Raw genomic sequence first — 25,569 nt, 5'->3', positions numbered from 1 at the left:
ATCTGGTCATAACAGGTAACGGAACTATACTGGAGTAACCCAGATCGAACATAATGCGCCACTTCCTAATAGAACTGGCGCAGACCCGGCAATACTAACCTCGATGGAATCTGAATACGGAGCCGGTGGTTTTGTTGTGATTACTTGTCCATACGAGATGTTGTGACTATCAAAGAAACGCAAGAGTTCAGCGTCGTTGTCTGCAATACGTTCAATACGGTACGTTCCGCCCGCCGTCACAGTACTCAATAAAAACGCGGGCGGGCGGACCACTGTCCCGTCAGCTGCCGGGATCGGATCACCGTGCGGGTCGCGTTCCGGGTTTCCTAATTTCGTTGCCAAGCGCTCAACCATCACATCTGACACAGCATGCTCGAGGATCTCGGCTTCGTCATGGACTTCATCCCATGGATAACCGAGAAATTCCACTAGAAACGTTTCAATAAGGCGATGACGACGAACCATTGCCACCGCGAGCGCACGCCCCACATCGGTTAAATCAACAGCTCCATACGGAGCATGGTGCACCAACCCTTGGTCTTTTAATTTACGGATAGCGTCCGAGGCGGTAGACAGTTTTACACCAGTACGCGCCGCCAAACTCGAGGTTGTTACTGGCTCGTCTGACCACTCTTGCAGTGACCAGATAGCCTTAACGTAATTTTGAGTACTTTCAGATAACGAAGAAATGGGCATATGTGCATGGTAACACGTTCAACTCATGGCACAATAAAAGAATGCTTCTCTCTGATCGCGATATCGCACAATTTGTTTCTGCCGGTCACATCGAATTAGATCCGTGGGATCCGGCCATGATCCAGCCATCTAGTGTGGATGTCCACCTAGATCGAATGTTCCGGCTTTTCTCCAATCACAAATATGATGTGATTGATCCGGCGAAAGAACAGCCCGAATTAACCCGGCTTGTTGAGGTTGAGCCGGATGGAGCTTTCGTGCTTCACCCTGGCGAATTCGTACTGGGAGCGACCTACGAATTTGTCTCCTTAGGTGATAACGTGGCTGCCCGGTTGGAAGGTAAATCTAGTCTCGGACGGCTCGGCTTGCTCACCCATTCCACTGCTGGTTTTATTGATCCAGGGTTCTCGGGTCACATTACGCTCGAATTATCTAACACAGCGACAATGCCGATTAAGCTCTACCCGGGAATGAAGATTGGGCAGCTGTGTTTCTTCCAGCTCTCCTCGCCGGCAGAGCAACCTTATGGTTCGGGTACAAACGAATCACGGTACCAAGGTCAGCGTGGTCCAACTGCTTCGCGTTCATACCTGAACTTTCACCGAATTGACGTGTCCCGTTAGCTCGGCTGTGGGATGCGATAGGGCATAAATGAATACTATCGATGCTCATGACCGAGTTTTAGTGACACGGTAGACTGGGAGGTGTGTCTGCCAGATATTTTGGCAGGCCAATGAAGGAAGGAAAGAGATGAATCTCGGATACCGGCTCTTGAGTTTGGCCACCGGTGCTGCTGCTGGAATGGTTGCGCGGCAAGTTGTCACACTGGTGTGGGAAAAAGGATTTGGCAAGGCAACACCCAATGGGGATGAAACTGACGCCGATCTGCCATTAGCGCAGGTTGCGACCTTTGCAGCTGTTACGGCAGGTGTTACTGCATTCGTCAACGAAGCGATGCAACACAAGACAGCACAGTGGTACCAACAAAAATAGGTTATGAACTGTAATGGCAGCTGGGGTCTGATGTGACTGACCCCAGCTGCCATTATGTCTGTTGGTATGAATCTTTTCCGGTGAGCAATGATAGGATTGAGACGTCACAGGGGAGCGCGAATGCGCTGAGAGTGCAGAATGAAACTGCAGACCCTCATACCTGATCCGGGTCATACCGGCGGAGGAAGTGAGTTCTCTCCTTGCTACATATTTAGGGTTATACCTGAAAGTGGCAGGCCCTCCAATAATCACGGAGGATATTCATGAAAAACGTTAAGATGACGTTCGCAATCGCTGCCGCTTGTGCACTTACCTTGAGCGCGTGCACATCGAGCGTACCCTCAGATAAGAAATCGAACAAGGCGGACGAAGCTCCTACAAAGGCGCCTGCAGTCGTTAAGGTAGTGACTAACGGTTCATTTACCCTTCCAGATGACGTGCTGGCTGATTTCACCAAAGAAACTGGAATGAAGGTTGAACTGCTGGACGGCGAAGAATCCGGCACACTCGATTCGAAACTTATTTTGACCAAGGCCAACCCGGTGGGCGATGCCGTTATCGGTTTGACTGCCAACAACATCATTCAGGTTGCCGAAGCTGACGTTTTCGATACCTCGGTGAAAGTGGCTGGTCCAGCTGGTGCGGACAAGTATGCTGTTGCAGGTGCTGACGGCGCAATTGCTTATGACCGTTCTGACGCCTGCTTCAACTACGATATTGCGTATTTCAAGGATAAGGGTTTAACCCCGCCAGCTGACCTAGCAGATTTAGTGAAGCCAGAGTACAAGAATCTTACGGTCATTCAAGATCCGTCCAAGTCAGATACGGGTTTTGCACTCCTTGCTTCGACTATTTCGCAATTCGGGGAGGCCGGATTTGTTGACTATTGGAAGCAGTTGCTCGCCAACGGCACCAAGGTTGACGCTGGATGGAAGGATGCCTACCAGGTTGATTTCACGGCTGGTGAAGGAAAGGGCGCCTACCCGATCGTTATGTCTTACGCATCTTCACCTTTCTGGACGATCAATGAAGCAGGGGATGCGTCTAGCACGGCGAATGTTGCCGGTGGATGCTACCCGGTTGTGGAATATGCAGGTGTGCTGAAGGGTGCGAAGAACACCGAGGGCGCGCAGAAGTTCTTGGAGTGGTTGAGCACGCCTAAGATGCAAACCGTGATCGCTAAGGAAAACGTGACCTACCCGATCGACGAATCGGCCGAGCTTCCCAAGGGCATGGCTGAGTTTGCGCCACGACCAAACGCAGTAAAGCCACTGGATGCAAAGAAGATCGCGGATTCTAAGGAACTGTGGATCACATCCGTTACTGATTTGTTCTAACTCATCACCGTTCTAGTTCGTTGTTGAACGTGATGAAGAGGTTCTTCGCACAGCGCCCGCTCTTTTGGTGGGCGCTGTGCGCTATTGTCCCAGCCCTTTTCCTCGGGTTGTTCTTTTTCGCTCCCGTAGTGGACTTGTTGAGCTTGGGTGTTGCGGAGCTGACCACGAGTTGGGATACCGCGGGTCTAGGCGGTCTAGTAGCTCAGTTGAGCAGGGCACATGTGGGCGGCGCAGTGGTAACCACTCTTGGCTTGGCTTTTGCAGGTACGTTATTATCCATTGCTGTTGGGGTGCCGGCAGCCTACGTGTTGTACCGTACTCGTTTTCCAGGCCAGAGCATTATTCGATTTTTGATTGTTTTCCCGTTTGTGTTGCCAACGATTGCGGTAGCTACGGCATTCCGTTCGCTGTACGACGACGGCGGGTTGCTCGGCTTCTTGGGGCTCGCTGGTTCGCCGGTGCTTATTGTTCTTGCTATGATGTTCTTCAATATCTCGGTGATTGTGCGTACCGTGGGAGCGGCGTGGAGTGGACTCAATCCAAACTATGAGGCGGCGGCTCGTACGCTCGGTGCGTCACCACTGCGAGCATTTGCCTCTGTGACGTGGCCGCGTCTTGCACCGGCCGTGTATTCGGCAGCAACCCTCGTATTTCTCTACTGTTCTACCTCATACAGTTTGGTGATGGTGTTGGGAACAACCCGCACTCGCACGCTCGAAACTGAGATCTATCGGCAAACCTCGCAGTTTTTGAATCTTGGTACGGCTGCACTGCTGTCGCTTGTTCAAGCGGTCATTGTAGTCGTGGCGCTGATTGTGTCTCAGCGGGTGAGCAAAAAAGCGGTGGTCGATACGCACTCGCGGTTTGTAGCAGATGCTCCGCGGTTGACTCGCGCCCAACGGCCACTAGTTGGCATGATAGTGGCAGTCGTGGTTGTGCTGATTATTTTGCCGATCGTGCAGGTTGTGATCCGCTCATTGCGGCGCAACGGTGAGTTCACCGCCGCCAATTTCACGGACCTATTCCGTCCCGGTGCTGCTCGTTCGGTCGATTTTGCGATCGCTGCAACGATCTGGCAGTCGTTATCGGCTGCTCTCTATGCCACTGCGATCGCCGTCGTCGTCGGAATAATAGTGTCACTCTTAGTTACTCGAAAACTGCGTATCCGACGCGAATTGTGGCAACGAATCACTGGGTTCTACGATGCATTATTTATCTTCCCGGTAGGAATCTCATCGGTGACGCTAGGCTTCGGCATGCTTGTGGCACTGGGCGGATCGTTGCGGTTCGTCGCTGACTCGCCTCTTCTCCTGCCGCTTGCACAAGCTCTGGTTGCGTTACCGATTCTGATTCGGACGATCGTGCCGATGCTCGACGGCGTTAACCGTAACCTCTACGGGCCGGCCCTTACTTTGGGTGCTTCCCGGTTTCGGGCATTTTTCACGGTTGAAGGGCCAGTTCTTACTCGAGCACTCGGGGTCGCTGCTGGTTTCGCGTTTGCGATAAGTATCGGGGAGTTTTCGGCGACGTCGTTCCTAGTACTGCAACGCGAACCGACCTTGCCAGTGATGATCTATCAGCTCGTGGGTCGGGCAGGCGCTGCCGACCAAGGTATGGCATATGCCGGAACAGTCATATTGTGTGGCATTACCGCGTTGGTGATGGTTGTGGTGGAGATGTTGAGCAAACCGCGCAGTTCGCGGGCTACGCATGTTAAGGAGGAAATAGCATGAGTTCGATCGACGTATCGCACGTCAGTTTGACCTATCCCAACGGTTTTCAGGCATTGAACGACGTGAGCTTACAGGTTGCACATGGTGAAATCGTAGGGTTGCTTGGCTCTTCGGGATCCGGCAAGTCCACGTTGTTGCGTGCAATTGCTGGACTGGAGTCGATCGACGGCGGATGGATCGTCGTCGGGGAACATGATATGAACGGGGTACCGCCGCATCGGCGCAACGTGGGCATGGTGTTTCAAGATGGACAACTATTCCCGCATCGTAACGTGGCACGCAATATTGGTTATGGTTTAGAGATGGCCGGGGTGAAGCGTAGCGAACGTGAAGCACGGGTGGCTGAGATGCTCGACGTCGTCGGGCTAGCAGGGTTTGAAAAACGTGATGTGGGTACGCTTTCTGGTGGCCAAGCCCAACGGGTGGCGTTAGCGCGCTCGCTGGCTCCGCGTCCGCACGTGTTGCTTCTTGACGAACCACTTTCGGCTCTCGATAAAGAATTGCGAGAACGTCTGGCAGTAGACGTGCGCGATATCCTTAAAAGTGCACAGATGACGGCCGTGTTCGTCACCCATGATCCAGATGAGGCTGCCACTGTTGCCGATCGTGTTTTGCGTATGACTGATGGCAGAATCGAAGATAGCAGCTCAAGCGTTTAGGAAATATTCCAACAACGTGCAGCGAACTCAGCTAGCGGTTCGTGAATCCCAGTTGCCACCTCGGCTGGTGTTTGTGCATCAGGTTGATCGGACCAGATTGAGAAGAACGCACCCACAAGCTGGTTCGGATAGACGCCATTTTCAGGCAGAATCTCCTGAATTGGCGATGCTGAAACTTCCGATGGTAACTGCGGGAAAAGACCTGGATGCCAGTTCGCAGCCTTGATACGTTCAGCGGTCGGGTAACGGTACCCAGCGTTTTCTCCTAACACGTAATAGAACAGTGAATCGTTGAAATTGACGATCTGATAATTGGCTGCCACAGCGTCTGAAACCGGACGCATGTGAGCATGCCAGTTGGTCCACCATGTCAATACGACTTCTGGATCGAGCTGTACTATGTTTCCGCGAAGCATCCCGTCATTCCACACGCGAGGCATAAAACCGTGGCTTTTAAGGTGAGAACTCATCTGATTGACGAAATCCGTCAACAGATCGAAACCGTTTGCATCCGCGCCGAACTGACGCTGAGCAGCCTGTGCCAATAAAGGATATTCGGAAATACGTGCAAAATCAACAAATTCGTCGCCGCCTAGATGCCACGAATGACAGTCGGAGAAAAGCTCAGCAAAATCATCGATGAGTGCGCGAGCAAAATCAAGGGCTTCAGGATGGGCAATATTCAGAGCATGACCAGTATCTGGAATGGCGAGAGGCTGTGCGTCAGGAGCTAAATGTGCAGGAGGAAGCTGCAACTCTGGAAAAGTAGATAACGCTTTTCTTAAATGTCCTGGCATGTCTAGCGAGGGAATAATATCTACATAAAGATCGCGTGCCAGTGCGAGAATCTCGCGAGCCTCGTCACGAGTAATATGATGCTCCGAAACAATCTGCGGAAAAGCACGAGATTCTAACCGGAATCCCTCATTTTCGGAAAAGTGCCATTGGATAGTGTTCAGCCCGAGCGATGCAGCTTCCCGGATGCGATCCTTCATCCATTGGGCATCGAAATATTTACGAGCAGCATCAATGTGAAGGCCACGTTCAGCTACCAACGGGCGTATGTGGATCTGTCCACAGGATAGTGATCCGTCGGTATCAAATAATGACAAAAGGTGGTGCGTTGCGCGGAAAATTCCGACCGGAGCGGACGCTGTTACAACGATCGACGCCTCCGAAACATCGATCGTTGCGGCTTCTGGATTGCTTGAGGATTGCGAAGAAATCTGCAAAATAATCCGAAATTCAGCACCCGGAAGATCGTCGATCTTTGCGGGTAAGCCACGCTTAACTAAATCAGCTGCTAACCGCTGTGCTTCGTGACGGACAGCAAGATCGGAAACGATCGCAACCGTCGTCGTCGGAATCCACCTACAACGCGCCGTAACCATTACTGCTTTACGCCGCCTTCCTCAACGCCCTTGAAGAATTGCTTTTGCAATGTGGCGAACAGGATGATGATCGGGACCAGCGCAATCATCGTACCGGCCGCAATAACACGCGGATTAGCTGCGAAGTTAGAGTTCAAATACTGCATACCAACAGTTAACGTGTACTTAGCCGGATCAGACAAGACAACCAACGGCCACAAGAAATCATCCCATGCGCCGATAAAAGCGAACAAGGCAATAACCGAAACCATACCGCGAATATTCGGCCAAACAATATGACGCAAGCGCTGGAATGTATTTGCGCCATCGATCGTCGCTGCATCCAGAACATCCGGCGGAATCATGCGGCAAGCCGCCGCAATTAACAACACGTTAATAGCTGAAATAGCACCGGGTAAGAACACGCCCCACAGTGTGTTCGCCAGGCCCAACGATTTCACAGTCAAATACTGGCTAGTCAAGGTCACTTCACCTGGTAGGAGCAAGGTAGAGAAGAAAATCGCCATAATGATTCCCTTGCCCTTGAACTTCAAACAACCCAGTGCATATCCGCCCAAGGTTGCAAAAATAATATTGGAAATAACGGTTCCTACACCCACGAGTAACGAATGCCACGCATAGTTAAGAACAGGGATAGTGCGGAACACTTCTTCGTAGTTAGACAGCGTTGGTTCTTGCGGGATAATCGTTGGCGGGAAGTCATAAATATTTTCCGTTGCGCCCTTAAACGAGGTAGAGAGCTGCCATAAGAACGGGAACACCATCAATGCCAGCACAGCAAATAACAGAACATACTTGCCGATCAGGCCAGGCAACGATGGCTTCATAATGTCCGAAGACCCGCGGGATCGGAAGGGGCGATCATGACGAATCAATTCAGTTGACGTACTCATGCGGAGATTCCTTCCTTAACCGCGTTAACTGCAGGTGCGGCAGCGGTTTGCTTGGCAAGTTTAAGAGCGGCTTTGTGAGCTTTACGAGTGCGGCGAGCTGCGAGCGCTTCGCGGATCATATCGCCGTTGTTGGAAATACCTACGATGAGAAGTGGGATTAACGTTAGGAGGAACAAGACGAGGGAGATTGCTGATGCATAGCCAACCTGACCGTTAAGCCCCTTGCCGCTTGCCTGGATCAACATAACAACGCTCATCGCGCGGCCACCTGGACCGCCGGACCCATTGGACAGGACATAAAGTTCGGTAAAGATACGCATAGCGGCAACGCAGATTAATACTGACACTAACAACATTGGGCCGCGTACGCCAGGAACTGTCACCGACCAGAAGCGACGCCATTTGCCGGCACCGTCAAGCGCAGCAGCTTCATGTAGATCACGGCCGACATTGCCAAGCGCTGCTAGATAGACAACCATGTAGTAGCCGAGGCCTTTCCACACGGTCAAACCAATCGCACATCCAATTAAGAGCCAGCGGTCAGAAAGGAATTCAATCGGACGGTCGATAAGACCGAAGAATTTCAGAGCTTCATTAATGGTTCCGTTGCCAGAGAAGAGGAATTCCCACACGATTGCGACGACGACGGCCGATGCGATAACTGGGAAATAGAAGGTTGTGCGGAAAAAGCCGATGCCAGGAATTTTGTTATGAACTAGCAACGCCAACAGGAGTGGTAAGAACGTTAGCAACGGAACACAGACGATGACGTATACCAGCGACGTCGTCAACGCATAGATAAAGCGTTCATCGCTGAAAAGTGCGTAGAAGTTTTGTAAGCCAACAAATTTTGCTGGACGAAGGGGACGAGCATCAGTGAATGCCAACGCCACCGTATTGAGGAACGGCCATAGTGCAAAAACAAGTACCCAAATCACTCCTGGGAGTGTTAACAGGTACGGCGTGTACCATTTCTGTCTTTTCATGTGCTCGTCCCCTTCATCCTAGGCGTTAATTATCACTTCTCGATAGCCTGCTGAGCATGCTCAACAGCCTTATCGAGGGCTTCCTTAGCGGTAATCTCACCCTTGACTGCCAGGGCGATTTGCTGCTTCGCGTATGTTTCCATTTCGGTGGTGAACTTTGGATCGCCGGTCATCTTTGCCTTGTCCATCTGCTTGGCAGCGAGATCGGTAGCGACCTTCTGCTGTTCGTGCTCAGCTTCAATAGCGAAGGTTGATGGATCTGCATTTGCTGCAACTGTGCCGGGGAAGAAGCCAACAGCGAGCTTAACGAACTCGATCTGGTTCTCAGTGTTGGTAACGAATTCAGCGAACTTTAGAGCAAGTTCTGGGTTCTTGGAGTTCTTAGCAACCGAGATACCCTGAACGAACAATGGTGGGTTGCCAAAGCCAGCTGTTACCTTCATGTTTGGCAGTAAGGTTGGGGCATTAACAGCAACGTCCTTATCGATGTAGTTTGGTCCAGCAGTAGTCCAAGCTGCGGTGCCCTTGTTGAAGTTGTTGACGTTTGCGTTCGCAGTTCCGGCGTTTTGGAGAGCTTCCGGGGAGATAGCGCCCTTCTTGTAAAGGTCAATATAGGTGTTGACGATTTCCTCAGCCTCTGGAGTGTTGAACGCGAACTTTCCGTCCTTAATAATGTCGAGCTTGCCGCCGGCGTCCGACACCATGATCTGAAGGCCCTTCGGGCTAGGAAGATCGGAAATAGTCTGAATGCCGTCTTGGCCTAGCTTCTCTGCCACGGACCACAATTCTTTATAGGTCTTTGGTGCTTCGGAAACGCCGGCCTTTTGAAGGAGCTCGGTGTTCCAGTAGTTAAGTTCGGTTCCTAGATACCATGGGAAACCGAATGAGCCTTCAACACCATCAAAGGTGTAGGCCTCCACACCGCCAGGAACGTATTCGTCGATAACCTTAGATTCTTTCTTGAGATCCATGAGCTGATCGACGGATGCGAGTGCATAAGCATATTCTGGTGGAAGGTTGATGACGTCTGGAAGCTCACCAGATTCGGCTTGCTGGAGGACCTTGTCTTCGTAGCCGTCGCCTGGCTGGTCGATCCACTTGACCTTGGCTCCTGGGTTAGCTTTCTCGAAGTCAGCAACAAGTTTTTCGAAGTACGGGGTGAATTTATCATTCTTGAGTGACCACGTCTGGAATGTGATTTCGCCGGTTGCTTTATCTTCCCCAGCGTTGTCCTTAGAGTCGCTGGTTGCACTGCCGCCGGTGCAGGCGCTAAGCAGAAGTGCAGTTGCGGCTAGGAAGCCGATGGAAGCGGAACGGATCTTCATCGATGTTCTCCTTATATGTGTCTCAGTGGCGGTTCTTCATTGAAATGCCGATTACCTTTTAGTCGTTATGTGAGATTTGATAGATCTTTATGTATCTCATATCACAACTAAACCGGTAAAGTAAGTCCAGTTTATCACCCGATTGACACATTGAAAAGCGGAAATGGGGAAGACGTATTATCGATATAAAACGAACGAATGTCCCAGAATTTACAGAGACAAAATGAGGTGTGCCGGCACAAATTGTGCCGGCACACCTCAGATAGCCAAAGGTAAGTAAATGCCTAAGCGTTCAGCTGTCTCACAGATTCGGATTGTATTTCAGCGAATTGGGCTCCAAGCTGCATTCGGACGCAATCGAAATATTTTGAGCGATTGCTCCCTCGGCACGAAGCTCCAAAAGACGTGGCACAACCCGGTCCCGCAATGCCCACGGATCAATCGTGTTGACATAAATCTTCGTACCGCCTTCAAAGCCAGCCAACGTGGAAACCCGCCATTTAATAAGAACCTTCCACGGCATATTCACGTCTGCATCGATCGGCTTGCAATGCCATTCTTCATTCGTTGGCACCGAAGTGCCAGTTGCTGCATGCATGGCGTGGACGAGATCACTCATCGCACGGCGTTCGTCGTCGGAATGCTCCCACGGCTGCGAAGCGGCCGACTTGGACCACACTTCCAGCGTTGGGTAACGATGACCAAATCCGGCAATAGCAACCGCATGCTTATTCTCCGCCAAAACCAAATTATGGTAACCCGCATAATCAACAGCCGCTTCATTGTACAGATTCGGATTCTGCCGAACCCGCTCAACTTCAAGCTTTCCATTAACAGAACGCTGATCGATAGCAACCAGCTGCTTATGAAGATGATCGAACGACGCACCCGCCGGTTTCAACCAGTTCTGGAATACCTGAACATACCGAACATAGCGATTTTGCTTATACAAGTCCTGCATCGCATCAACAGTGAGGCGAATAAACCACTCGTGTTCTTGCGGGGTGAGCGTGCCTGCCGAAGCTAGTTGAGAGGTATCGGTGGCATCGGGAACAAAATGACGCCGCGCCACAATCAGATCGTGCCCACCGCCAAACAACGGATGTGCCAGTTGCACAATATCTTGTTCCGTCAGCGCCGCGAACTCTTCCTCAGTATGAGTGTTACGTAACTTCATCCGCAACACCTTCATCACATGAGACCGCCCCGCCGGATCTGCCATATATGCCTCCAAGCGACCACGCGCCGCAGCCGGAAGCCGATAGTCATAATTCTTCGCCCAATAATCAAACGAAAGAATCTCAAACAAATTAGGAATCCGCCGAAACTCCCACTCGCGGGTGAGCATATCGACGTCGGTGCCGCGATACACCACGGCGTCGTTACCTTTGCGAACAATACGTGACTTTTCTGGCGGTGTTTCGAGAATGCGCTGGGTGCAAAAAGCACAGGTGTGACCAAGCCGATTCGGGTCAATCGGGCGCACATCCGTATGGGTTATTTCGATTGGACGATTGGCTCGTCCCGGAATTGTCCACACCTCAGTGCCAGAAAATGGGTTGATTTGTTTAATAGTGCCATCTGCCATTTTGGTGATGGGTGGGGGGAATGAATACGTGTCAACCATGCTCCTAAGTCTATACGTGTGTGAGGGCACGTGGCTACAGCTTTATTTTTGGATGCATGCCTGATAGACCTTGTTTTGTGAGTAAACAAGAGGAGAAAGTGCGGTTGCCGCGCGAAATTTGGGTGATAGTGGCAGCCTCGGTTGTTATTTCTTTAGGGTATGGAATTGTAGCTCCGGTTTTACCGCGTTTCGCGATTCAATTCGGGGTTTCGACGACGTTGGCGACGTTGGTCGTCTCTGCCTTCGCTTTTACCCGACTCATTTTTGCTCCGGCAGCTGGGCGGTTATCTGGCCGGCTCGGTGAACGCCGAATGTACCTCCTAGGCATTTTCATTGTTGCGCTGTCTTCGGCTGCTAGCTCAGTGTCTCAGCAATATTGGCATTTGCTGGTGTTGCGCGGGATGGGCGGTTTCGGCTCGATCATGTTCTCAGTAGCGGCGATGTCATTGATTATTCAGCTGGCACCGCCACACGCACGTGGTCGAGCCTCAGCTGCATTCGGCGGCGGATATCTGATCGGCAATATCGCTGGTCCTGCGCTTGGCGCGGTGATTGCGCCGCTAGGATACCGGTGGCCGTTCTTAATCTATGCTGTCATGCTTCTGATTTCGATCGCGATCGTGGCTTACGAGATTCCAGCAGATGGACACCGCCGTCGTAAATTGCGAAATATGTGGCTGAAAAGAGTTACAGAAGACGCTCACCTGCCACTGGAAAATCCGGCGGAACAGGTGTCGGTATTGGCTAAGTCGGATAGCGCTAATAAACGCTCGGTTATGAGCGTGAACGAAGCATTCCAAAATCCCCGTTTTCCGTTAGTACTGCTGACAACATTTGTGCAAGGCTGGGCAAATATGGGCATGCGCGTGGCAGTAGTGCCGCTACTGGCAGGTACTATCGTGGTGGGTCCGTCATGGTTGCCGGCCGGACAGTGGCTTGCTGGTGGTGCGATGACTACTTTTGCGCTCGGAAATGTTGTGGCCTTGTTGCGTGCTGGGCACTGGACGGATTCCTATGGCAGGCGAATTGTGCTCCTTGTCGGATTATTTGTGTCTGGTGTTTTTACGATCGCGCTAGGCTTTTCAGCTTCGACTGTTTCATTTTTGCTACTGTGCTTCTTCGGCGGACTGGGAGCTGGTTTTATCCAGCCGGCGCAACAGGGAGCAATCGCTGATGTGGTGGGAGACCGGCAAGGTGGACGTGTGGTGTCATTTTTTCAGCAGTTCAACGATTTTGGCACAATCTTGGGGCCGATTATTGCGGGACTCATTATCGATTATTCTGGCTACGTGGCGGCATATGTGGTTGGTGGAAGCGTCCTCATCATTGCCGGTTTGGCGTGGATTTTCTTCGATTCTGCCGATCATGAAACTGCGCTGGATTCGCAGATTTAAGTATCAAATCTGGGCTAGGCTTGGTAACAACAAGAGAAATGTTGTTGAAGTACCACGGTGGTGCCATCTTTGAAAGGATTAGCTATGGTTGAATATGCTGGCCAGTTTGATGACAAGGGTAAGACTCCTTATGTTGTTAACATTGAGGAAGCCACACTAGAAAATACGACCTTCCGCACAACGATGTGGACCGGAGGCAAGCTCCAGCTAACTGTTATGGAGATTCCAGTTGGTGAATGCATCGGTCTGGAGGTCCATCACGGTATCGAGCAGTTCTTACGAATCGAATCTGGAAAGGGTTTGTGTCAGATGGGTCCTGCCGAGGACAATCTGAATTTCGAAGTGGAAGTTGGCGATGACGATGCAATCTTCGTGCCGGCAGATATGTGGCATAACGTCACCAATACTGGCGATACACCGTTGAAGTTGTACACGATTTATGCTGGCCCAGATCATGTTGCTGGAACAGTCCACAAGACCAAGGCTGACGCAGAAGCAGATCCGAACGAGGACTGAGTGGTCAGGTAGAGGCTGAGGTTAGATGAAGATCTAACCTCAGCCTCTTTTTGTCTGTGGTAGCTTGCGGGTCAGATATACGTCACTCGTGAAGTTATCTTGCGTGTGCGAAGTTATCTGGTGTTCGCGGGATTACTTGGCGCTGGCAGAACTATTCGGCGAGCACAGAATCGAGATACGAAAAAATCAGTGCCATGACTAGCGCTGTTTGCTTGATATCAGCCGCTCCAGCATGACCACCTTCAGTATTTTCGTGATAGTAGGCCTCGAATCCGGCATCGCGAAGTTTCTGGTAGAACTTACGGGCGTGGCCTGGATGAACTCGGTCATCACGAGTTGATGTTGTAATAAGAATAGGCGGATACGGGCCACTTCGGACGTTGTGATAAGGCGAGTATGCCTTGAGATAATCCCAATCGGACGTATCTGGATTTCCGTATTCTTCCATCCATGAGGCACCTGCCAGGAGATGCGAAAAACGCTTCATGTCCAGCAGCGGTACACGGCAAACAATTGCTCCGAAGCGTTCCGGGTATGTGGTGTACATATTTCCCATCAACATGCCGCCGTTGGAGCCACCAGTAGCTGCCAGTTGCGGAACTGTAGTAATCCCAGCTTGAACTAAGTCTGTAGCAACAGCTGCGTGATCCTCATAAGCTTTATGCCGGTTTTCTCGCAACGCAGCCTGATGCCAGCGTGGACCGAATTCACCGCCACCGCGAATATTAGACAGAGCGTAAACATAGCCTTTTTCTAGCCACATTTTGCCATAGGTAGAGATATATGACGGTAACCGAGAAACCTCAAACCCGCCGTATCCATCAAGCAAAGTACGAGTTGGCTGGTTGCCTTCTATCGCTTTTTGGGGGCCAACAACGAAGTATGGAATTTTAGTGCCGTCATTGGAGGTAGCCCATCGTTGTGCAACGATGAGACCCGCGTTGTTAAAACGGTGTGGTGCTTGGCGTAGCCGAGTTAGTGAAAGCCCGCGCTCGGTGACTGTCCCGTGGAAGAGCGTTGTTGGTTCTAAGAATCCAGATGCGGTAACCCAGACGTCATCAGATGTTTGTGAATCGACAGCTGCGATATTGACTGTTGAGTACTGTGGAATGTCTGGATGAAGTTCAACCACATTCCAGCTGCTATCCGTACAAGATGCGAACCAGAATCGTTGCACAACATTATCGAGACTGGTGAAAACAATGCCGCTAGCTACCGGAGCTATAGACAAAAGTGAGGATGACTCAGATGGCTGATAGAGAACTGTTATGTCATTACTCGTTGGTTTACTAAGCGCCGCGGAGCTTGGAATAGCAAGGAGAGAACCAGCTGAATAGGTGATTCCATCGAGCTCCCACGGATAGCGTAGTTCGGCTATGGCCCAGTCCCGCAATGTGCTTACTATTGCCGATCCGGGCAAGTTGAACTCCCGCAGTAAAGGCTGTGCGTCTGCTTGCCGAACAGAATCAATATCAACATCCCATAAGCGGTCAGTTCGGAAATCTGTTGCTCGACGTGCCACAAGCTTCTCATAGCCAGGTGTGTGATCATAGTAGGCTCCCACGATCACGTCATCATATTCACCACGAATAAATTCGGGTGCTTGTGCTAGCTTCTGCCCGCGAGACCATAGCCGGACCGAAAGTGGATAACCAGATGCGGTAAGACTGTTAGGGCCAAAATCAGCACTAATCACAACCGTATCTCGATCAACCCAGCTCATAGAGCCCTTCGAATTAGGCTTAATAAAAGCGTGGTCTTCAGTGACAAATGTTTTACTTGGCAAATCGAATTCGCGCACCACGTTGGTGTCGGAGCCGCCAGGGTGCAAGGAAATGAGAGCACGATCGTAGGTAGGGAAAAGAAGTTGCGCCCCGCCAAAAACCCAGGATGTATTTTCTTCTTCACATAAGGCGTCTATATCAAGCAAAATCTCCCAGTCAGGTTCTGTCTCAGGGGAAACATAAGCAATATAAGAATCGAACGAAGTTCGGCGCCACAACCCACGAGGGTGATCGCCATCAATATAAAAATTGTATGCGTAGTCGCCACGCTTACTTGCGACTATAAGGTGATCTTTCGCTGACAAAATCTCATCTAGTTGTTGCTGGCGCTCGATAAATCCTGCGCCGCCAAATCGTGAAAGAGTTTGGTCTGAAAAATTGTTAGCCCAGGCCATATTTTCATCTGAGAGGTTCTCTAGATGTATGTACGGATCAGTGTCTTCTAGGTCTAGGTGGCTTGTCATCTGTTTCCTCCCTGGTTGGATACTGTGATTCTACCTGTCGGCTCCCACATACTTTCAGGTCACCTTAGCTGAGCCAATGATTTGTGGCATTCGACAATGTGTATGGCTGCGTCGTCGGTACTCATGTTCGGTAAAAACTCGCTCGACGACGGCGTAAATCCTAGAAAAAATTATAGTGGGGAATAAAATGAGTAAAAATGAAGTTGAGCTAGACGGACTCAAGAATGAATTAGTGGACTGGACATAAGTTCAAAACTAGTGCACACTTGAGAGGTAGAAGTTTTAACGGCGCAAAGCGCCACATAGAAGGAGGCAATTCCATGGCACGTGCAGTTGGTATTGACTTGGGAACCACAAACTCAGTAGTTACCGTTCTGGAAGGTGGCGAACCAACAGTTATTGCTAATGCTGAAGGTATGCGTACCACACCGTCCGTCGTCGGATTTTCTAAGACAGGCGAAGTTCTGGTCGGCGAAATCGCTAAGCGTCAGGCAGTAAACAACGTTGAGCGAACCATTTCCTCTGTGAAGCGTCACATGGGTGAGGACTGGACAGTGGACATCGATGACAAGAAGTACACTCCACAGCAAATTTCTGCATTTATTCTGCAGAAGTTGAAGAAAGACGCTGAGGCATATCTCGGTGACACCGTAACTGATGCAGTCATCACTGTTCCGGCATACTTCAACGATGCTCAGCGGCAAGCAACAAAGGATGCTGGCCAGATTGCTGGTTTGAATGTTCAGCGAATTGTTAACGAACCAACTGCGGCAGCTCTTGCCTATGGTTTAGAAAAGGGCAAAGAGGACGAACTCATCCTCGTATTCGACTTGGGTGGCGGTACATTCGATGTTTCGCTCCTCGAAGTTGGGAAGGATGAAGACGGTTTCTCAACCATTCAGGTTCGAGCAACTTCTGGTGATAACAAGCTCGGCGGTGACGATTGGGACCAGCGCATCATTGATTGGCTCGTTACCCAGGTAAAGAACAATCACGGTGTTGATCTATCTAAGGATAAGGTTGCTTTGCAGCGCTTGAAAGAAGCTGCTGAACAGGCGAAGAAGGAACTTTCTTCGGCGACCTCTACGAACATCAACTTGCAGTACTTGTCTATGTCTGAGAACGGGCCACTTCATCTTGATGAACGCCTCACCCGCGCTGCTTTCGAGGAAATGACTAAGGACCTTCTTGAGCGTACTAAGTCACCATTCAAGAAGGTTATCGAGGATGCAGAAGTTAAGATTTCTGAAATTGACCACGTTGTACTCGTTGGCGGTTCAACTCGTATGCCAGCTGTGACCGAAGTGGTTAAGGAGCTTACTGGCGGCAAGGAGCCAAACAAAGGTGTCAACCCAGATGAGGTCGTAGCTGTTGGTGCAGCTCTCCAGGCCGGCGTGCTTTCCGGTGATCGTACAGATGTTCTCCTCATTGACGTCACGCCATTGTCTCTCGGCATTGAGACCCTTGGTGGCCGCATGGCAACAATGATTGAGCGCAACACGGCTATTCCAACCAAGAGTTCGCAGGTATTCTCCACAGCGGAAGATAACCAGCCTTCCGTTCTTATTCAGGTCTACCAAGGTGAGCGCCCGTTCGCACGGGACAACAAGTTGCTCGGTACCTTCGAATTAGGTGGAATTGCTCCAGCTCCACGTGGTCGTCCACAGATCGATGTTACTTTCGATATCGATGCCAACGGTATTGTCCACGTCTCTGCTAAGGATCTTGGCACTGGTAAGGAACAGTCCGTTACCATCACCGGTGGATCGGCACTCTCTAAGGAAGATATTGACCGAATGGTCAAGGAAGCTGAAGAGCATGCTGCAGAAGATGCTAAGCGTAAGGAAGAAGCAGACGTCCGTAACACTGCAGAACAGCAAGTTTACAGCATCGAGTCTGTCCTGAAGGATAACGAGGATAAGCTCGATGATTCGATTACAACTGAGGTTCGCGCGGCGGTTGACTCTCTGAATGAAGCACTTAAGGGTGAAGACGTTGAAGCTATTAAGACTGCGTCTGAAGAGCTCAACACCAAGGCGCAAAAGATCGGTGAAGCTCTCTACGCTAAGGCCCAAGCGGAGCAAGCTGCTGGTGCTGGCGAAGGCCAGGAGCCACAGGCTGATGACGATGTTATTGACGCTGAGATCGTAGATGATAACGACTCTAAGTGATAACTAAGTCCGGGGGCCGCGAGTATTTCCGCGGCCCCCGGCTGTCACATTTAGCGTTGAGAGAGAGGAAAGATCATGGTAGATGAACCAATGAACACCACCCCAGAGCCAGAAAATAATCCGGAACCAGAAAAGCCGGTAGAAGCCAATCAACATGCTGATACTGCGCCGGTAGATCCAGAGGCTGCGAAGGAATCGGAGACTGGAGCAAGTTCTGTCGACGATGGTGAGCCAGAGATTTCAGAAACTGATCAAGCTTTGTTAAAAGTTGCTGAACTAGAGGAACAGCTGGCACGTCGTAACGCAGATTTATACAACCTACGCCAAGAATATAACGGCTACGTGAAGCGGTCTAAGGCCGACGGGCTTGTGCAGTACGAATCTGGAATCAACAAAGTAATCGATCTTTTACTGCCAGTCCTTGATGATATTGCGCTAGCTCGCCAACATGACGATCTTGAAGGTCCAACTGGTGCGATTATGGAGAAGCTTGAAGGTACCTTACGCACCAACGTGAAGCTGGAACGCTTCGGTTCAGAAGGTGACATTTTCGATCCAAACCTTCATGAAGCTCTTATGGCAACAACATCTTCTGAAGTTTCTGAGGAACAAGTTGCCCAACTTATTCAACCAGGTTACAAGATTGGCGATCGCGTTATTCGTCCCGCGCGAGTCGGCGTAATCAAACCTGAGTGAAACAATATTTAAAAGGGACTTAAAAATTTAGGAGGTGAAGATTGTGGCAAGTCAAGATTGGATGAACAAAGACTTCTATGCATCCCTTGGGATATCAAAGAACGCGTCGGCGGAAGAAATTAAAAGCGCTTACCGTAAACTAGCGCGTAAATATCATCCGGATCGTAACCCGGGAGATACTGCTGCTGAAGCGAAATTCAAAGACATTTCGGAAGCTTATGGTGTTCTGAAGGATGAACAAGAACGTAAGCAATACGATGCAATCCGGTCGATGTCTGGCGGTGCCCGCTTCACACCAGGTGGTAGTGGCGGTTTTGAAGACATTTTCTCTGGCGTTTTCAATCAGGGCGGTCCAAGCCGCGCACAATACAGTTCGATGGGGGACACGCCTGGACTAGATGACATACTGAAGAATATGTTCGGGCAAGGTGCTCCGCAGTCACAAGGTCAAGGTGGTTTTAGCGGATTTGGCGGCTTCGGCCGGCGTCCATCACGCGGAAGTGACGTGAAAGCCTCCGCCACAATGACCTTCCGGCAAGCAGTTGACGGTGCTACGATCACGCTTAACGTTAATGGCAAGCCAGTCACTGCAAAGATTCCTAAAGGCGTGGCAACCGGGCAGAAAGTTCGATTAAAAGGCAAGGGAAATCCCGGAAGTAACGGTGGAGAAAACGGTGATTTACTCGTCACGGTAACCGTCGAAAAACATCCGGTGTATGAATTGCGCGGGCATGATGTTCATGTCAATGTTCCGATTGGATTCGACGAAGCAGTTCTTGGAGCCGTGATCGACGTTCCAGTTCTCGATGGCGACTCGGTCAAAGTTAAAATCCCAGCGGGCTCCTCATCTGGGAAAAAGATGCGAGTCCGTGGCAAAGGTCTGAAAGGAGCAAATGGCTCTATCGGAGACATGTACGTTCACTTGAGTATTGTAGTACCAGAAGATATTCCAGAATCTGCGCGCCAGGCCATCGAGCAGTATCGCCGTGAAATGGGCAATGCTGATCCGCGTGCTGAATTCGATAAGATGGCGCATGTTTAATGTCTAGTTACCCGTCGGTACGCCCGGCGGGTAACATTCAATAAAGGAGGTGGCACAATGTCGAAAGTTTCCAATAGTGCTCCGATTTTTACAGTATCGGTAGCTGCTGAATTAGCAGGAATGCATGCTCAGACAGTAAGACAGTACGATCGGTTAGGACTTGTTGTTGCCAAAAGAACGCGCGGAGGCGGACGCCGGTATTCGCTACATGATGTAGATCGGTTAACAGAGATACAACGTCTTTCCCAAGAAGAAGGCATTAACCTAGCTGGCATTGCTCGAATATTTGAGCTGCGTGACGAACTCGCAAAAATGTCCCGAGCGAAATCCGTTATTGAACAGCAACTTATCGATTTACGCAATGAACATGTGGCAATGCAAGAACATATGCGTAACCAACGCGAACGCAAAGAGCGTGTCATAGCTGTTAATTCATCTGGCAAAGTCGAGGCATCTGGATCAATTGAATCTCTGCGTCGTACCCTGCGCGCTGTTCGGGAAGACGAACGAAACCGCAGTTCACAAACTGCAACGAGCCCTGATATTCACAACCAATCAAGCGCAGTTGTTCCTAGCCCGCAGCAACTAGACTGGCTCATGGAACTACTCGAGCAACATATGTTAGAGCGGCTCGGACATAGGCAAGCAAACCTTGTTACTTCGCGTCGCGAAGCCGAGAATAAAACAATAGATGCTAATGGAATTCTTGACGTTAGCGAGATCCTACCGTGACCCCGTTTAACGCGGCGGTGCTGGCCTTACTGAGCGGTCCCGGTGATAACCCTTCTCTTTTAGTTACCGTGCGTGCACCAAAAATGCGAACCCACGCTGGGCAGATAAGTTTGCCGGGTGGCGGTCGTGACAGTCACGAAACGCCAGAAGAAACAGCCTTGCGAGAAACGTGGGAGGAAGTAGGAATAGACCCTCAATACGTTGACGTATTGGGGACGATGCAGAAGACGGTTGCTCCCCGAACGGGTCACGTCGTCGTCCCGGTTATCGGCCGTCTCACGTACGACTCAATTGAATCGGCTCCGTACCCGTTAAAGCTCAGCGTTAATGAAGTATCAAGTGCTCACTGGATAACTCTGACTGACCTTGCTAGTCCTCTCAATCGTGGAACCTGGCAACGAGCCGAACGTACTGGTCCAGGTTTCGCCGTCGGGGAACTCATGATCTGGGGATTCACCGCTCAAATTATTGATCGGCTACTGGTAAAGACTAGTTTTAACGAGCCGTGGGATGTTACTCGGATTCTGGAGATTCCGCAGCGTTTTGGCTCACTCTAATAGAGTCGAGGACATCGCTGACGTACTGCGTGAACACCTTCGGTTCGTCGAGGTTCCATCGTCTTTCGACGACGTCGAACGGGTAGACAACCACGGTGTTTTCACCAACGGTTCCAATCAGAACAATTGCTGATTCAATTCCGTCAGTAACTGCCGCCCATTGCATCTGAGTCTGGGCGGAAATAATTGCTCCAAGCGCCGCTCCGAGAACTTGGAGTTGCGATTCGAGGTCTGCAGGTTGGGCTTGGCGTAGATTTCTTGCAGCTAAGTCAATACTTTCAACCGAGTCAGTTAAATTCTGGTTCGTTGCTATATCAATGTTTGTAGTTATTTGGCTGACTTCAGATTCGGACAGTTGGCGTACATGTAAACTCGTCATGATCTACAGTTTAATTGCGTAGTTACACATTGAGAAAATATAGTTCGCAGCTCAATTACTAAAACTATAAAGTGCTGTGAAACATATTGAGATATTCCGTTTAAATTGATACGTTTTAATGACGTTTAATGCTTTATATCTAAAGTTTTAGTCCTATGTTTTGAGATTTCTCCGTCTGCTGAGAGTGAAACTTGATAACTTGAAAGAGTAATAAACTCAGGGTAGTTAGCAAAATTCCGCTAGCTCCCATAGAAAGAAAGCACAGGAATGAAACTTTCGCGTTCGATGAAGATAGCGGCTGTATTCACCGCATCGCTTCTTGCTCTCCCAGCGGCAACGCAGCCGGCTGTGGCGGCAGGTGCGGTCGAGTCTAAAGGAGCCGACCATCTTGTAATCAATGAAGTTTATGTTGACGGTACTCAAACCAAGGGGACTTATCGGGATTATGTTGAGCTCTATAATCCGACCAGTGCCCCGATTAGCTTAGAAGGGTTCACGCTGCAGGGATACGCCAGTACAAAAAATAAGTCTGGCGGAACCACGGTGCTGACAGGAACAATCGAGTCACATGGGTACTTTCTCGTCACTGCTAAAAATGGCAAACCTACTAATGAAATAACTGCCGATAATTCAGGTGGAAAATTTGATCTAAGTGCCGGTAAAAACGGTGCTTCGATAGCATTGTTTCACAACACGGATATTCCACAAAAAATAACTCCTGATTCAGAAACAATCGATCTTGTCGGATGGGGAAAGAAGGGCTTAGGCGAAGGTACTTCTATTCCAGATGTTGCGAAGGGAGACTTATCTTTCCAGCGTAAAACTCCCGGTGTAGATACCGATGATAATTTCCAAGATTTTGAAATTAAAGAAGCTACCCCAATGAATTTCCAGGGGGATGCCAAAGTAAAAGCTGATGCCGAAGGATCCGAGCCAGGTACGCCAGAAGAAGAGAACCCAGGCGAACCAAGTATCCCAGACGTTGCAGATCCGGAAACACCAGCCCCAGAGGTCAGTATCGCTCAGATTCAGGGCACAACAGATAAAACACCATATGAAGATAAAATTGTTACCACAACTGGTATCGTGACCGCAGTATATCCATATGGTGGTTTCCAAGGCTTCTACATGCAGACTCCTGGAAGCGGCGGTAATGAGGACAAAACTCCACAGGCTTCTGATGGCATCTTCGTATATGTCGGTAACTTTTCCAAGCTAGCTGATAAAAAAGGGATGAAGCCTGGATCGATTACAATAGGCGACTACCTCGAAGTAACTGGCACTGTAAGTGAACGCTATGGTCTAACTCAGATGAGTGTTTACAAAAAAGGAAATGAAAATCAGCCGGCAACAGTAACAAAGCTTAAGAAAGACGATACTATAGTTGCCCCGACGCCAGTAACGTTAGATCGGATTCCAGATGCTGAAGCTGACCGTGAAAAACTTGAGGGCATGCTGGTAAAGATTTCCGGAGAATATACAGTTTCTGCAAATTACCTCACCAATCGGCATGGACGCTTAGATTTAGCGCCAGGCAAAGAACCATTCCAGATTCCATCAGATGCGACCGCAGATAAATCCAAGTGGCAAGAACTAGCAGACAAGATCGAGCGTGAGCGCATTGCTCTTGATGACGGCGCTTCCATGGACTACACCTATGGCGGAAGTGGTGACAAGAAGTGGGGCAACTACAAGTATCCTGTGCCATACCTTGACGTTAATAATCCGTTGCGTGTTGGAACTGTGATTACTTTGCCACAGGCAATGATTCTTGATTTTAGAAGCAACCGAGTGGGGTACAAAAAATATGAGAACCGTTGGAATCTCCAACCAACCAAACCTCTGACCGACAAAAATATTTCTAATAAAGACGAGTGGAAGAATTGGGTTAGCTTTAAGTCTACCCGTGAGCCAGCTCCTCAGTTTAAAGACGGTAATGTCACAATCACATCCTTTAATGTACTCAACTACTTCCCAACTCTTGGCGAAGATACAAAAGGCTGTTCTGCGTATAAAGCGTACGATGGTACTGGCTTAACCAACACTGGCAAAAAGTGTGCACCACGCGGAGCCTATTCGCAAAAAGCTTTTGAGATGCAGCAATCTAAGATTGTCAAAGCAATTAATGAACTTGACTCAACTGTGGTAGGCCTCGAAGAAATTGAGAACTCAGTGAAGTTCGGCGAAGACCGTGACGCTGCCATTGGAAATCTCGTTAATGAACTCAATAAAGATGCAGGAAAACAAAAGTGGGCTTTTGTGAAATCGCCAGATGCAAAACATCTTCCAAAACTCGCTGATCAAGACGTCATTCGTCTGGCTTTCATCTATCAGCAAGACCTAATCGAACCAGTTGACGAATCAAAGGTACTCTATGACGGCAAAGAATGGAAGTACGCACGCCAGCCGCTAGCACAAAAATTCCGGGCTATCAGAAACGGACAGGCAGAAGGTAAGCCGTTCGTCGTCGTCATCAACCATCTCAAATCAAAGGGATCAGACAAAGACACAGTGCCGAATGATGGTTTCCAAGGTAACAACAACCATATGCGAGTTAACCAAGTGACCGAAATGGCCACGTGGGTCCAGAAGAACTTTGCCCAGGATCCAGTATTTGTTATCGGAGATCTGAACTCTTATTCTCATGAAGACCCACTGACTACGTTGGAAACGAAGTTCGGTTACACCTCAATCGCTGAGAAGATGGGTGTCAAGAACCACTCCTACCAATTTGGTGGAGTAGTCGGATCTCTCGACCATGCTCTCGGAAACGCTGAAGCCATGAAAATGGTCAAGGCAGCCGACGTGTGGAACGTGAACGCAATGGAACCAGTCGCATTCGAATATGCACGCTGGAATTACAACGTGAACTATAAGAACTTGTTCGACGCTGATTCGCCATACCGTTCATCGGATCATGATCCGATCAAGGTCGCCATCGACACCCGCAACTCAGTTCCATGGACCGAGCTGACACCGGCTACACCAGTAGACCCGGAGCCTCAGCCGGAGCCGCAGCCGCAACCAGATCCGGAGCCTCAGCCAGAGGCAACTGTCGTTACGCCAAAGGCTTCGGCAGTCAACCCGCAAGCTTCTGACCCGGCAGCCTGCAAGATCACTCCATTTGTCACCATCGAACCTATTGAGGGCGTGACCTACCAGGTGACCGTTGATGGTAAGCAGCTCAAGCCTGTTGATGGAAACGCTAACAAGTTTGAGTACCCATACGGCAAGACCGTGAAAGTTGTAGCGACGCTCAAAGACGGTTACAAGCTGGCTGAAGGCGCACAGACTGAATGGTCGTGGACTGCGCCAACGCGTGAAGAGCTCAAGTGCTCAGTTCCATGGACCGAACTGACCCCAGCTACGCCAGCACCACAAGATCCAGCACCACAAGATCCAACACCACAAGATCCAACTCCAGTTCCAGACCAGCCTGGTCAGGACAAGAAGGATAGCGGCATGAAGGATAGTGGCAAGAAGGACAGTAAATCTGGCAAGTCAGGACTAGCCAAGACCGGTATTGAAACCTCCGGTTTGGCCGGTCTAGCAGTTATCGCAATGATCGCAGGCGGAGCAATCGTCGCCCGTCGTCGAAACGCATAACGCTCATACCCAGTAGACAAGTGAGGGCCCTAGCACGACGCTAGGGCCCTCACTTACATCAACAAGCACTCACCATTCAGCAATATCTGCAACCTTAGCACCAGACACCGCAATGAAATCCGCCGGCGCAATACCAACCGACAAACTCCGCTTCCCACCAGAAACCAGAATCTCGTCCGTCATCAGCGCAGACTCATCCAAAAAGATCGGGAACTGACGCTTCTGTCCCAGCGGCGAAATACCGCCAGTAACATAGCCAGTGACCTTCTCCGCTTCGCGAGGATCCATCATCGCAACCGACTTCACGCCCGCCGCCTTCGCCACTGACTTCAAATGAAGCCGCGCGCTCGCCGGCACAATCGCCACAAAAATATCGCGCCCCGACTCCACCATCAAAGTCTTAAAAACAGCATCCGGATCACAACCCAGAATCTCCGCCGTATCGCGAGCATAGCCATGTTCCATCTGCTCCGAATGCTCATACTCATACAAAGTGAACGGCACCCGCGCATCTTCCAGCACCATCAGCGCCGGAGTTCCCGCATGGCCCGCCTTGTGTTGTCCTGATTTCTTCTTACCAGCCATGAC

At 50.2% G+C, this 25,569-nt stretch carries 22 protein-coding genes and 1 riboswitch; of the genes, 13 read left to right on the top strand and 9 right to left on the bottom strand.

Translation table 11 applies throughout. From position 1 onward, the window contains the following. Window positions 1–24: 24 nt before the first annotated feature. Complete coding sequence (locus BLT51_RS01470) at window positions 25–696, bottom strand: metal-dependent transcriptional regulator (RefSeq protein ID WP_091279036.1); 672 nt, start codon at window positions 694–696, stop codon at window positions 25–27. Between the two features lie 41 nt (window positions 697–737). On the opposite strand from BLT51_RS01470, the gene dcd reads away from it, so the two are divergent. The 5 genes from dcd to BLT51_RS01445 all read left to right on the top strand — a co-directional run bounded on the left by dcd (window position 738) and on the right by BLT51_RS01445 (window position 5,418). Continuing rightward, window positions 738–1,319 carry a dCTP deaminase gene (gene dcd, locus BLT51_RS01465; protein WP_091282472.1) on the top strand — a complete coding sequence of 194 codons (582 nt, stop codon included), beginning with the start codon at window positions 738–740 and terminating at the stop codon, window positions 1,317–1,319. Between the two features lie 127 nt (window positions 1,320–1,446). Beyond that, window positions 1,447–1,689, top strand: a complete 243-nt coding sequence (locus BLT51_RS01460) for a DUF4235 domain-containing protein (RefSeq protein ID WP_091279033.1) — start codon at window positions 1,447–1,449, stop codon at window positions 1,687–1,689. Window positions 1,690–1,787: 98 nt separating this feature from the next. Continuing rightward, window positions 1,788–1,893, top strand: a riboswitch (TPP riboswitch). 59 nt (window positions 1,894–1,952) lie between these two features. Then, window positions 1,953–3,026, top strand: coding sequence for a thiamine ABC transporter substrate-binding protein (locus BLT51_RS01455; RefSeq protein ID WP_091279030.1), 1,074 nt, complete (start codon window positions 1,953–1,955; stop codon window positions 3,024–3,026). A gap of 128 nt (window positions 3,027–3,154) precedes the next feature. Continuing rightward, window positions 3,155–4,759, top strand: coding sequence for an ABC transporter permease (locus BLT51_RS01450; protein ID WP_172801291.1), 1,605 nt, complete (start codon window positions 3,155–3,157; stop codon window positions 4,757–4,759). Then, on the top strand, window positions 4,756–5,418 hold the full coding sequence (locus BLT51_RS01445; protein ID WP_091279025.1) for an ABC transporter ATP-binding protein: 663 nt from the start codon (window positions 4,756–4,758) through the stop codon (window positions 5,416–5,418). The genes BLT51_RS01450 and BLT51_RS01445 overlap by 4 nt, the downstream gene beginning before the upstream one ends. Here the strand turns inward: BLT51_RS01445 and BLT51_RS01440 are convergent. From BLT51_RS01440 to BLT51_RS01420, 5 genes are all read right to left on the bottom strand, one after another. Further along, window positions 5,415–6,809, bottom strand: coding sequence for a family 20 glycosylhydrolase (locus BLT51_RS01440; protein ID WP_091279021.1), 1,395 nt, complete (start codon window positions 6,807–6,809; stop codon window positions 5,415–5,417). The genes BLT51_RS01445 and BLT51_RS01440 overlap by 4 nt on opposite strands. After that, the gene (locus BLT51_RS01435) at window positions 6,809–7,702 is read right to left on the bottom strand and encodes a carbohydrate ABC transporter permease (protein WP_091279018.1); all 894 of its coding nucleotides are present in this window, start codon (window positions 7,700–7,702) and stop codon (window positions 6,809–6,811) included. Before BLT51_RS01435 ends, BLT51_RS01440 begins: the two co-directional genes overlap by 1 nt. Beyond that, window positions 7,699–8,688, bottom strand: coding sequence for a carbohydrate ABC transporter permease (locus tag BLT51_RS01430; RefSeq protein ID WP_091279015.1), 990 nt, complete (start codon window positions 8,686–8,688; stop codon window positions 7,699–7,701). The genes BLT51_RS01435 and BLT51_RS01430 overlap by 4 nt, the downstream gene beginning before the upstream one ends. Before the next feature lie 32 nt (window positions 8,689–8,720). Beyond that, window positions 8,721–10,013 carry an ABC transporter substrate-binding protein gene (locus BLT51_RS01425; RefSeq protein ID WP_091279012.1) on the bottom strand — a complete coding sequence of 431 codons (1,293 nt, stop codon included), beginning with the start codon at window positions 10,011–10,013 and terminating at the stop codon, window positions 8,721–8,723. A 301-nt stretch (window positions 10,014–10,314) separates the two neighbouring features. Continuing rightward, on the bottom strand, window positions 10,315–11,640 hold the full coding sequence (locus tag BLT51_RS01420) for a DUF4921 family protein (RefSeq protein WP_091279007.1): 1,326 nt from the start codon (window positions 11,638–11,640) through the stop codon (window positions 10,315–10,317). A 77-nt stretch (window positions 11,641–11,717) separates the two neighbouring features. Here BLT51_RS01420 and BLT51_RS01415 point away from each other — a divergent pair, with 77 nt between their 5' ends. Next, window positions 11,718–13,034, top strand: a complete 1,317-nt coding sequence (locus tag BLT51_RS01415) for an MFS transporter (RefSeq protein ID WP_197672581.1) — start codon at window positions 11,718–11,720, stop codon at window positions 13,032–13,034. Between the two features lie 84 nt (window positions 13,035–13,118). Continuing rightward, window positions 13,119–13,550 carry a cupin domain-containing protein gene (locus tag BLT51_RS01410; RefSeq protein WP_091279002.1) on the top strand — a complete coding sequence of 144 codons (432 nt, stop codon included), beginning with the start codon at window positions 13,119–13,121 and terminating at the stop codon, window positions 13,548–13,550. Between the two features lie 151 nt (window positions 13,551–13,701). Here BLT51_RS01410 and BLT51_RS01405 read toward each other — a convergent pair whose 3' ends face one another. Then, entirely contained in the window at window positions 13,702–15,798 is a 2,097-nt protein-coding gene (locus BLT51_RS01405; protein WP_091279000.1) for a prolyl oligopeptidase family serine peptidase, read from the bottom strand. Between the two features lie 320 nt (window positions 15,799–16,118). Between BLT51_RS01405 and dnaK the strand changes: the two genes are divergently transcribed. The 5 genes from dnaK to BLT51_RS01380 all read left to right on the top strand — a co-directional run bounded on the left by dnaK (window position 16,119) and on the right by BLT51_RS01380 (window position 20,996). After that, window positions 16,119–17,969, top strand: coding sequence for a molecular chaperone DnaK (dnaK, locus tag BLT51_RS01400; protein WP_091278997.1), 1,851 nt, complete (start codon window positions 16,119–16,121; stop codon window positions 17,967–17,969). Between the two features lie 75 nt (window positions 17,970–18,044). Beyond that, window positions 18,045–18,665, top strand: a complete 621-nt coding sequence (gene grpE, locus BLT51_RS01395) for a nucleotide exchange factor GrpE (protein ID WP_091278995.1) — start codon at window positions 18,045–18,047, stop codon at window positions 18,663–18,665. 43 nt (window positions 18,666–18,708) lie between these two features. Further along, window positions 18,709–19,707, top strand: a complete 999-nt coding sequence (locus BLT51_RS01390) for a DnaJ C-terminal domain-containing protein (RefSeq protein ID WP_091282470.1) — start codon at window positions 18,709–18,711, stop codon at window positions 19,705–19,707. Between the two features lie 57 nt (window positions 19,708–19,764). Next, a complete protein-coding gene (locus BLT51_RS09380; protein WP_091278993.1) occupies window positions 19,765–20,439 on the top strand; it encodes a heat shock protein transcriptional repressor HspR in 675 nt (224 codons plus the stop codon). Beyond that, on the top strand, window positions 20,436–20,996 hold the full coding sequence (locus BLT51_RS01380; RefSeq protein ID WP_091278990.1) for an NUDIX hydrolase: 561 nt from the start codon (window positions 20,436–20,438) through the stop codon (window positions 20,994–20,996). Before BLT51_RS09380 ends, BLT51_RS01380 begins: the two co-directional genes overlap by 4 nt. Here the strand turns inward: BLT51_RS01380 and BLT51_RS01375 are convergent. Continuing rightward, window positions 20,953–21,375 (bottom strand): DUF3806 domain-containing protein, encoded by a 423-nt coding sequence (locus BLT51_RS01375; RefSeq protein WP_091278987.1) that lies wholly within the window; start codon window positions 21,373–21,375, stop codon window positions 20,953–20,955. The two genes, BLT51_RS01380 and BLT51_RS01375, sit on opposite strands and share 44 nt — an antisense overlap. Before the next feature lie 267 nt (window positions 21,376–21,642). On the opposite strand from BLT51_RS01375, the gene BLT51_RS01370 reads away from it, so the two are divergent. Beyond that, the gene (locus BLT51_RS01370) at window positions 21,643–24,981 is read left to right on the top strand and encodes an ExeM/NucH family extracellular endonuclease (RefSeq protein ID WP_091278984.1); all 3,339 of its coding nucleotides are present in this window, start codon (window positions 21,643–21,645) and stop codon (window positions 24,979–24,981) included. A 69-nt stretch (window positions 24,982–25,050) separates the two neighbouring features. Here BLT51_RS01370 and ybaK read toward each other — a convergent pair whose 3' ends face one another. Beyond that, window positions 25,051–25,566, bottom strand: a complete 516-nt coding sequence (gene ybaK / locus BLT51_RS01365) for a Cys-tRNA(Pro) deacylase (protein ID WP_091278981.1) — start codon at window positions 25,564–25,566, stop codon at window positions 25,051–25,053. Window positions 25,567–25,569: the final 3 nt, after the last annotated feature.

The sequence above is a fragment of the Arcanobacterium phocae genome (genome assembly GCF_900105865.1).
GTDB classification, from domain to species: domain Bacteria; phylum Actinomycetota; class Actinomycetes; order Actinomycetales; family Actinomycetaceae; genus Arcanobacterium; species Arcanobacterium phocae.
Note: the sequence above shows the minus strand (reverse complement) of the source record. Positions and strands in the feature narration are given on the sequence as shown.

Coding starts and splice junctions, on each gene's coding strand:
- BLT51_RS01470 (WP_091279036.1), bottom strand. CDS start 696: ATGCCCATTTCTTCGTTATCTGAAAGTACTCAAAATTACGTTAAGGCT.
- dcd (WP_091282472.1), top strand. CDS start 738: ATGCTTCTCTCTGATCGCGATATCGCACAATTTGTTTCTGCCGGTCAC.
- BLT51_RS01460 (WP_091279033.1), top strand. CDS start 1,447: ATGAATCTCGGATACCGGCTCTTGAGTTTGGCCACCGGTGCTGCTGCT.
- BLT51_RS01455 (WP_091279030.1), top strand. CDS start 1,953: ATGAAAAACGTTAAGATGACGTTCGCAATCGCTGCCGCTTGTGCACTT.
- BLT51_RS01445 (WP_091279025.1), top strand. CDS start 4,756: ATGAGTTCGATCGACGTATCGCACGTCAGTTTGACCTATCCCAACGGT.
- BLT51_RS01440 (WP_091279021.1), bottom strand. CDS start 6,809: ATGGTTACGGCGCGTTGTAGGTGGATTCCGACGACGACGGTTGCGATC.
- BLT51_RS01435 (WP_091279018.1), bottom strand. CDS start 7,702: ATGAGTACGTCAACTGAATTGATTCGTCATGATCGCCCCTTCCGATCC.
- BLT51_RS01430 (WP_091279015.1), bottom strand. CDS start 8,688: ATGAAAAGACAGAAATGGTACACGCCGTACCTGTTAACACTCCCAGGA.
- BLT51_RS01425 (WP_091279012.1), bottom strand. CDS start 10,013: ATGAAGATCCGTTCCGCTTCCATCGGCTTCCTAGCCGCAACTGCACTT.
- BLT51_RS01420 (WP_091279007.1), bottom strand. CDS start 11,640: ATGGTTGACACGTATTCATTCCCCCCACCCATCACCAAAATGGCAGAT.
- BLT51_RS01410 (WP_091279002.1), top strand. CDS start 13,119: ATGGTTGAATATGCTGGCCAGTTTGATGACAAGGGTAAGACTCCTTAT.
- BLT51_RS01405 (WP_091279000.1), bottom strand. CDS start 15,798: ATGACAAGCCACCTAGACCTAGAAGACACTGATCCGTACATACATCTA.
- dnaK (WP_091278997.1), top strand. CDS start 16,119: ATGGCACGTGCAGTTGGTATTGACTTGGGAACCACAAACTCAGTAGTT.
- grpE (WP_091278995.1), top strand. CDS start 18,045: ATGGTAGATGAACCAATGAACACCACCCCAGAGCCAGAAAATAATCCG.
- BLT51_RS09380 (WP_091278993.1), top strand. CDS start 19,765: ATGTCGAAAGTTTCCAATAGTGCTCCGATTTTTACAGTATCGGTAGCT.
- BLT51_RS01375 (WP_091278987.1), bottom strand. CDS start 21,375: ATGACGAGTTTACATGTACGCCAACTGTCCGAATCTGAAGTCAGCCAA.
- BLT51_RS01370 (WP_091278984.1), top strand. CDS start 21,643: ATGAAACTTTCGCGTTCGATGAAGATAGCGGCTGTATTCACCGCATCG.
- ybaK (WP_091278981.1), bottom strand. CDS start 25,566: ATGGCTGGTAAGAAGAAATCAGGACAACACAAGGCGGGCCATGCGGGA.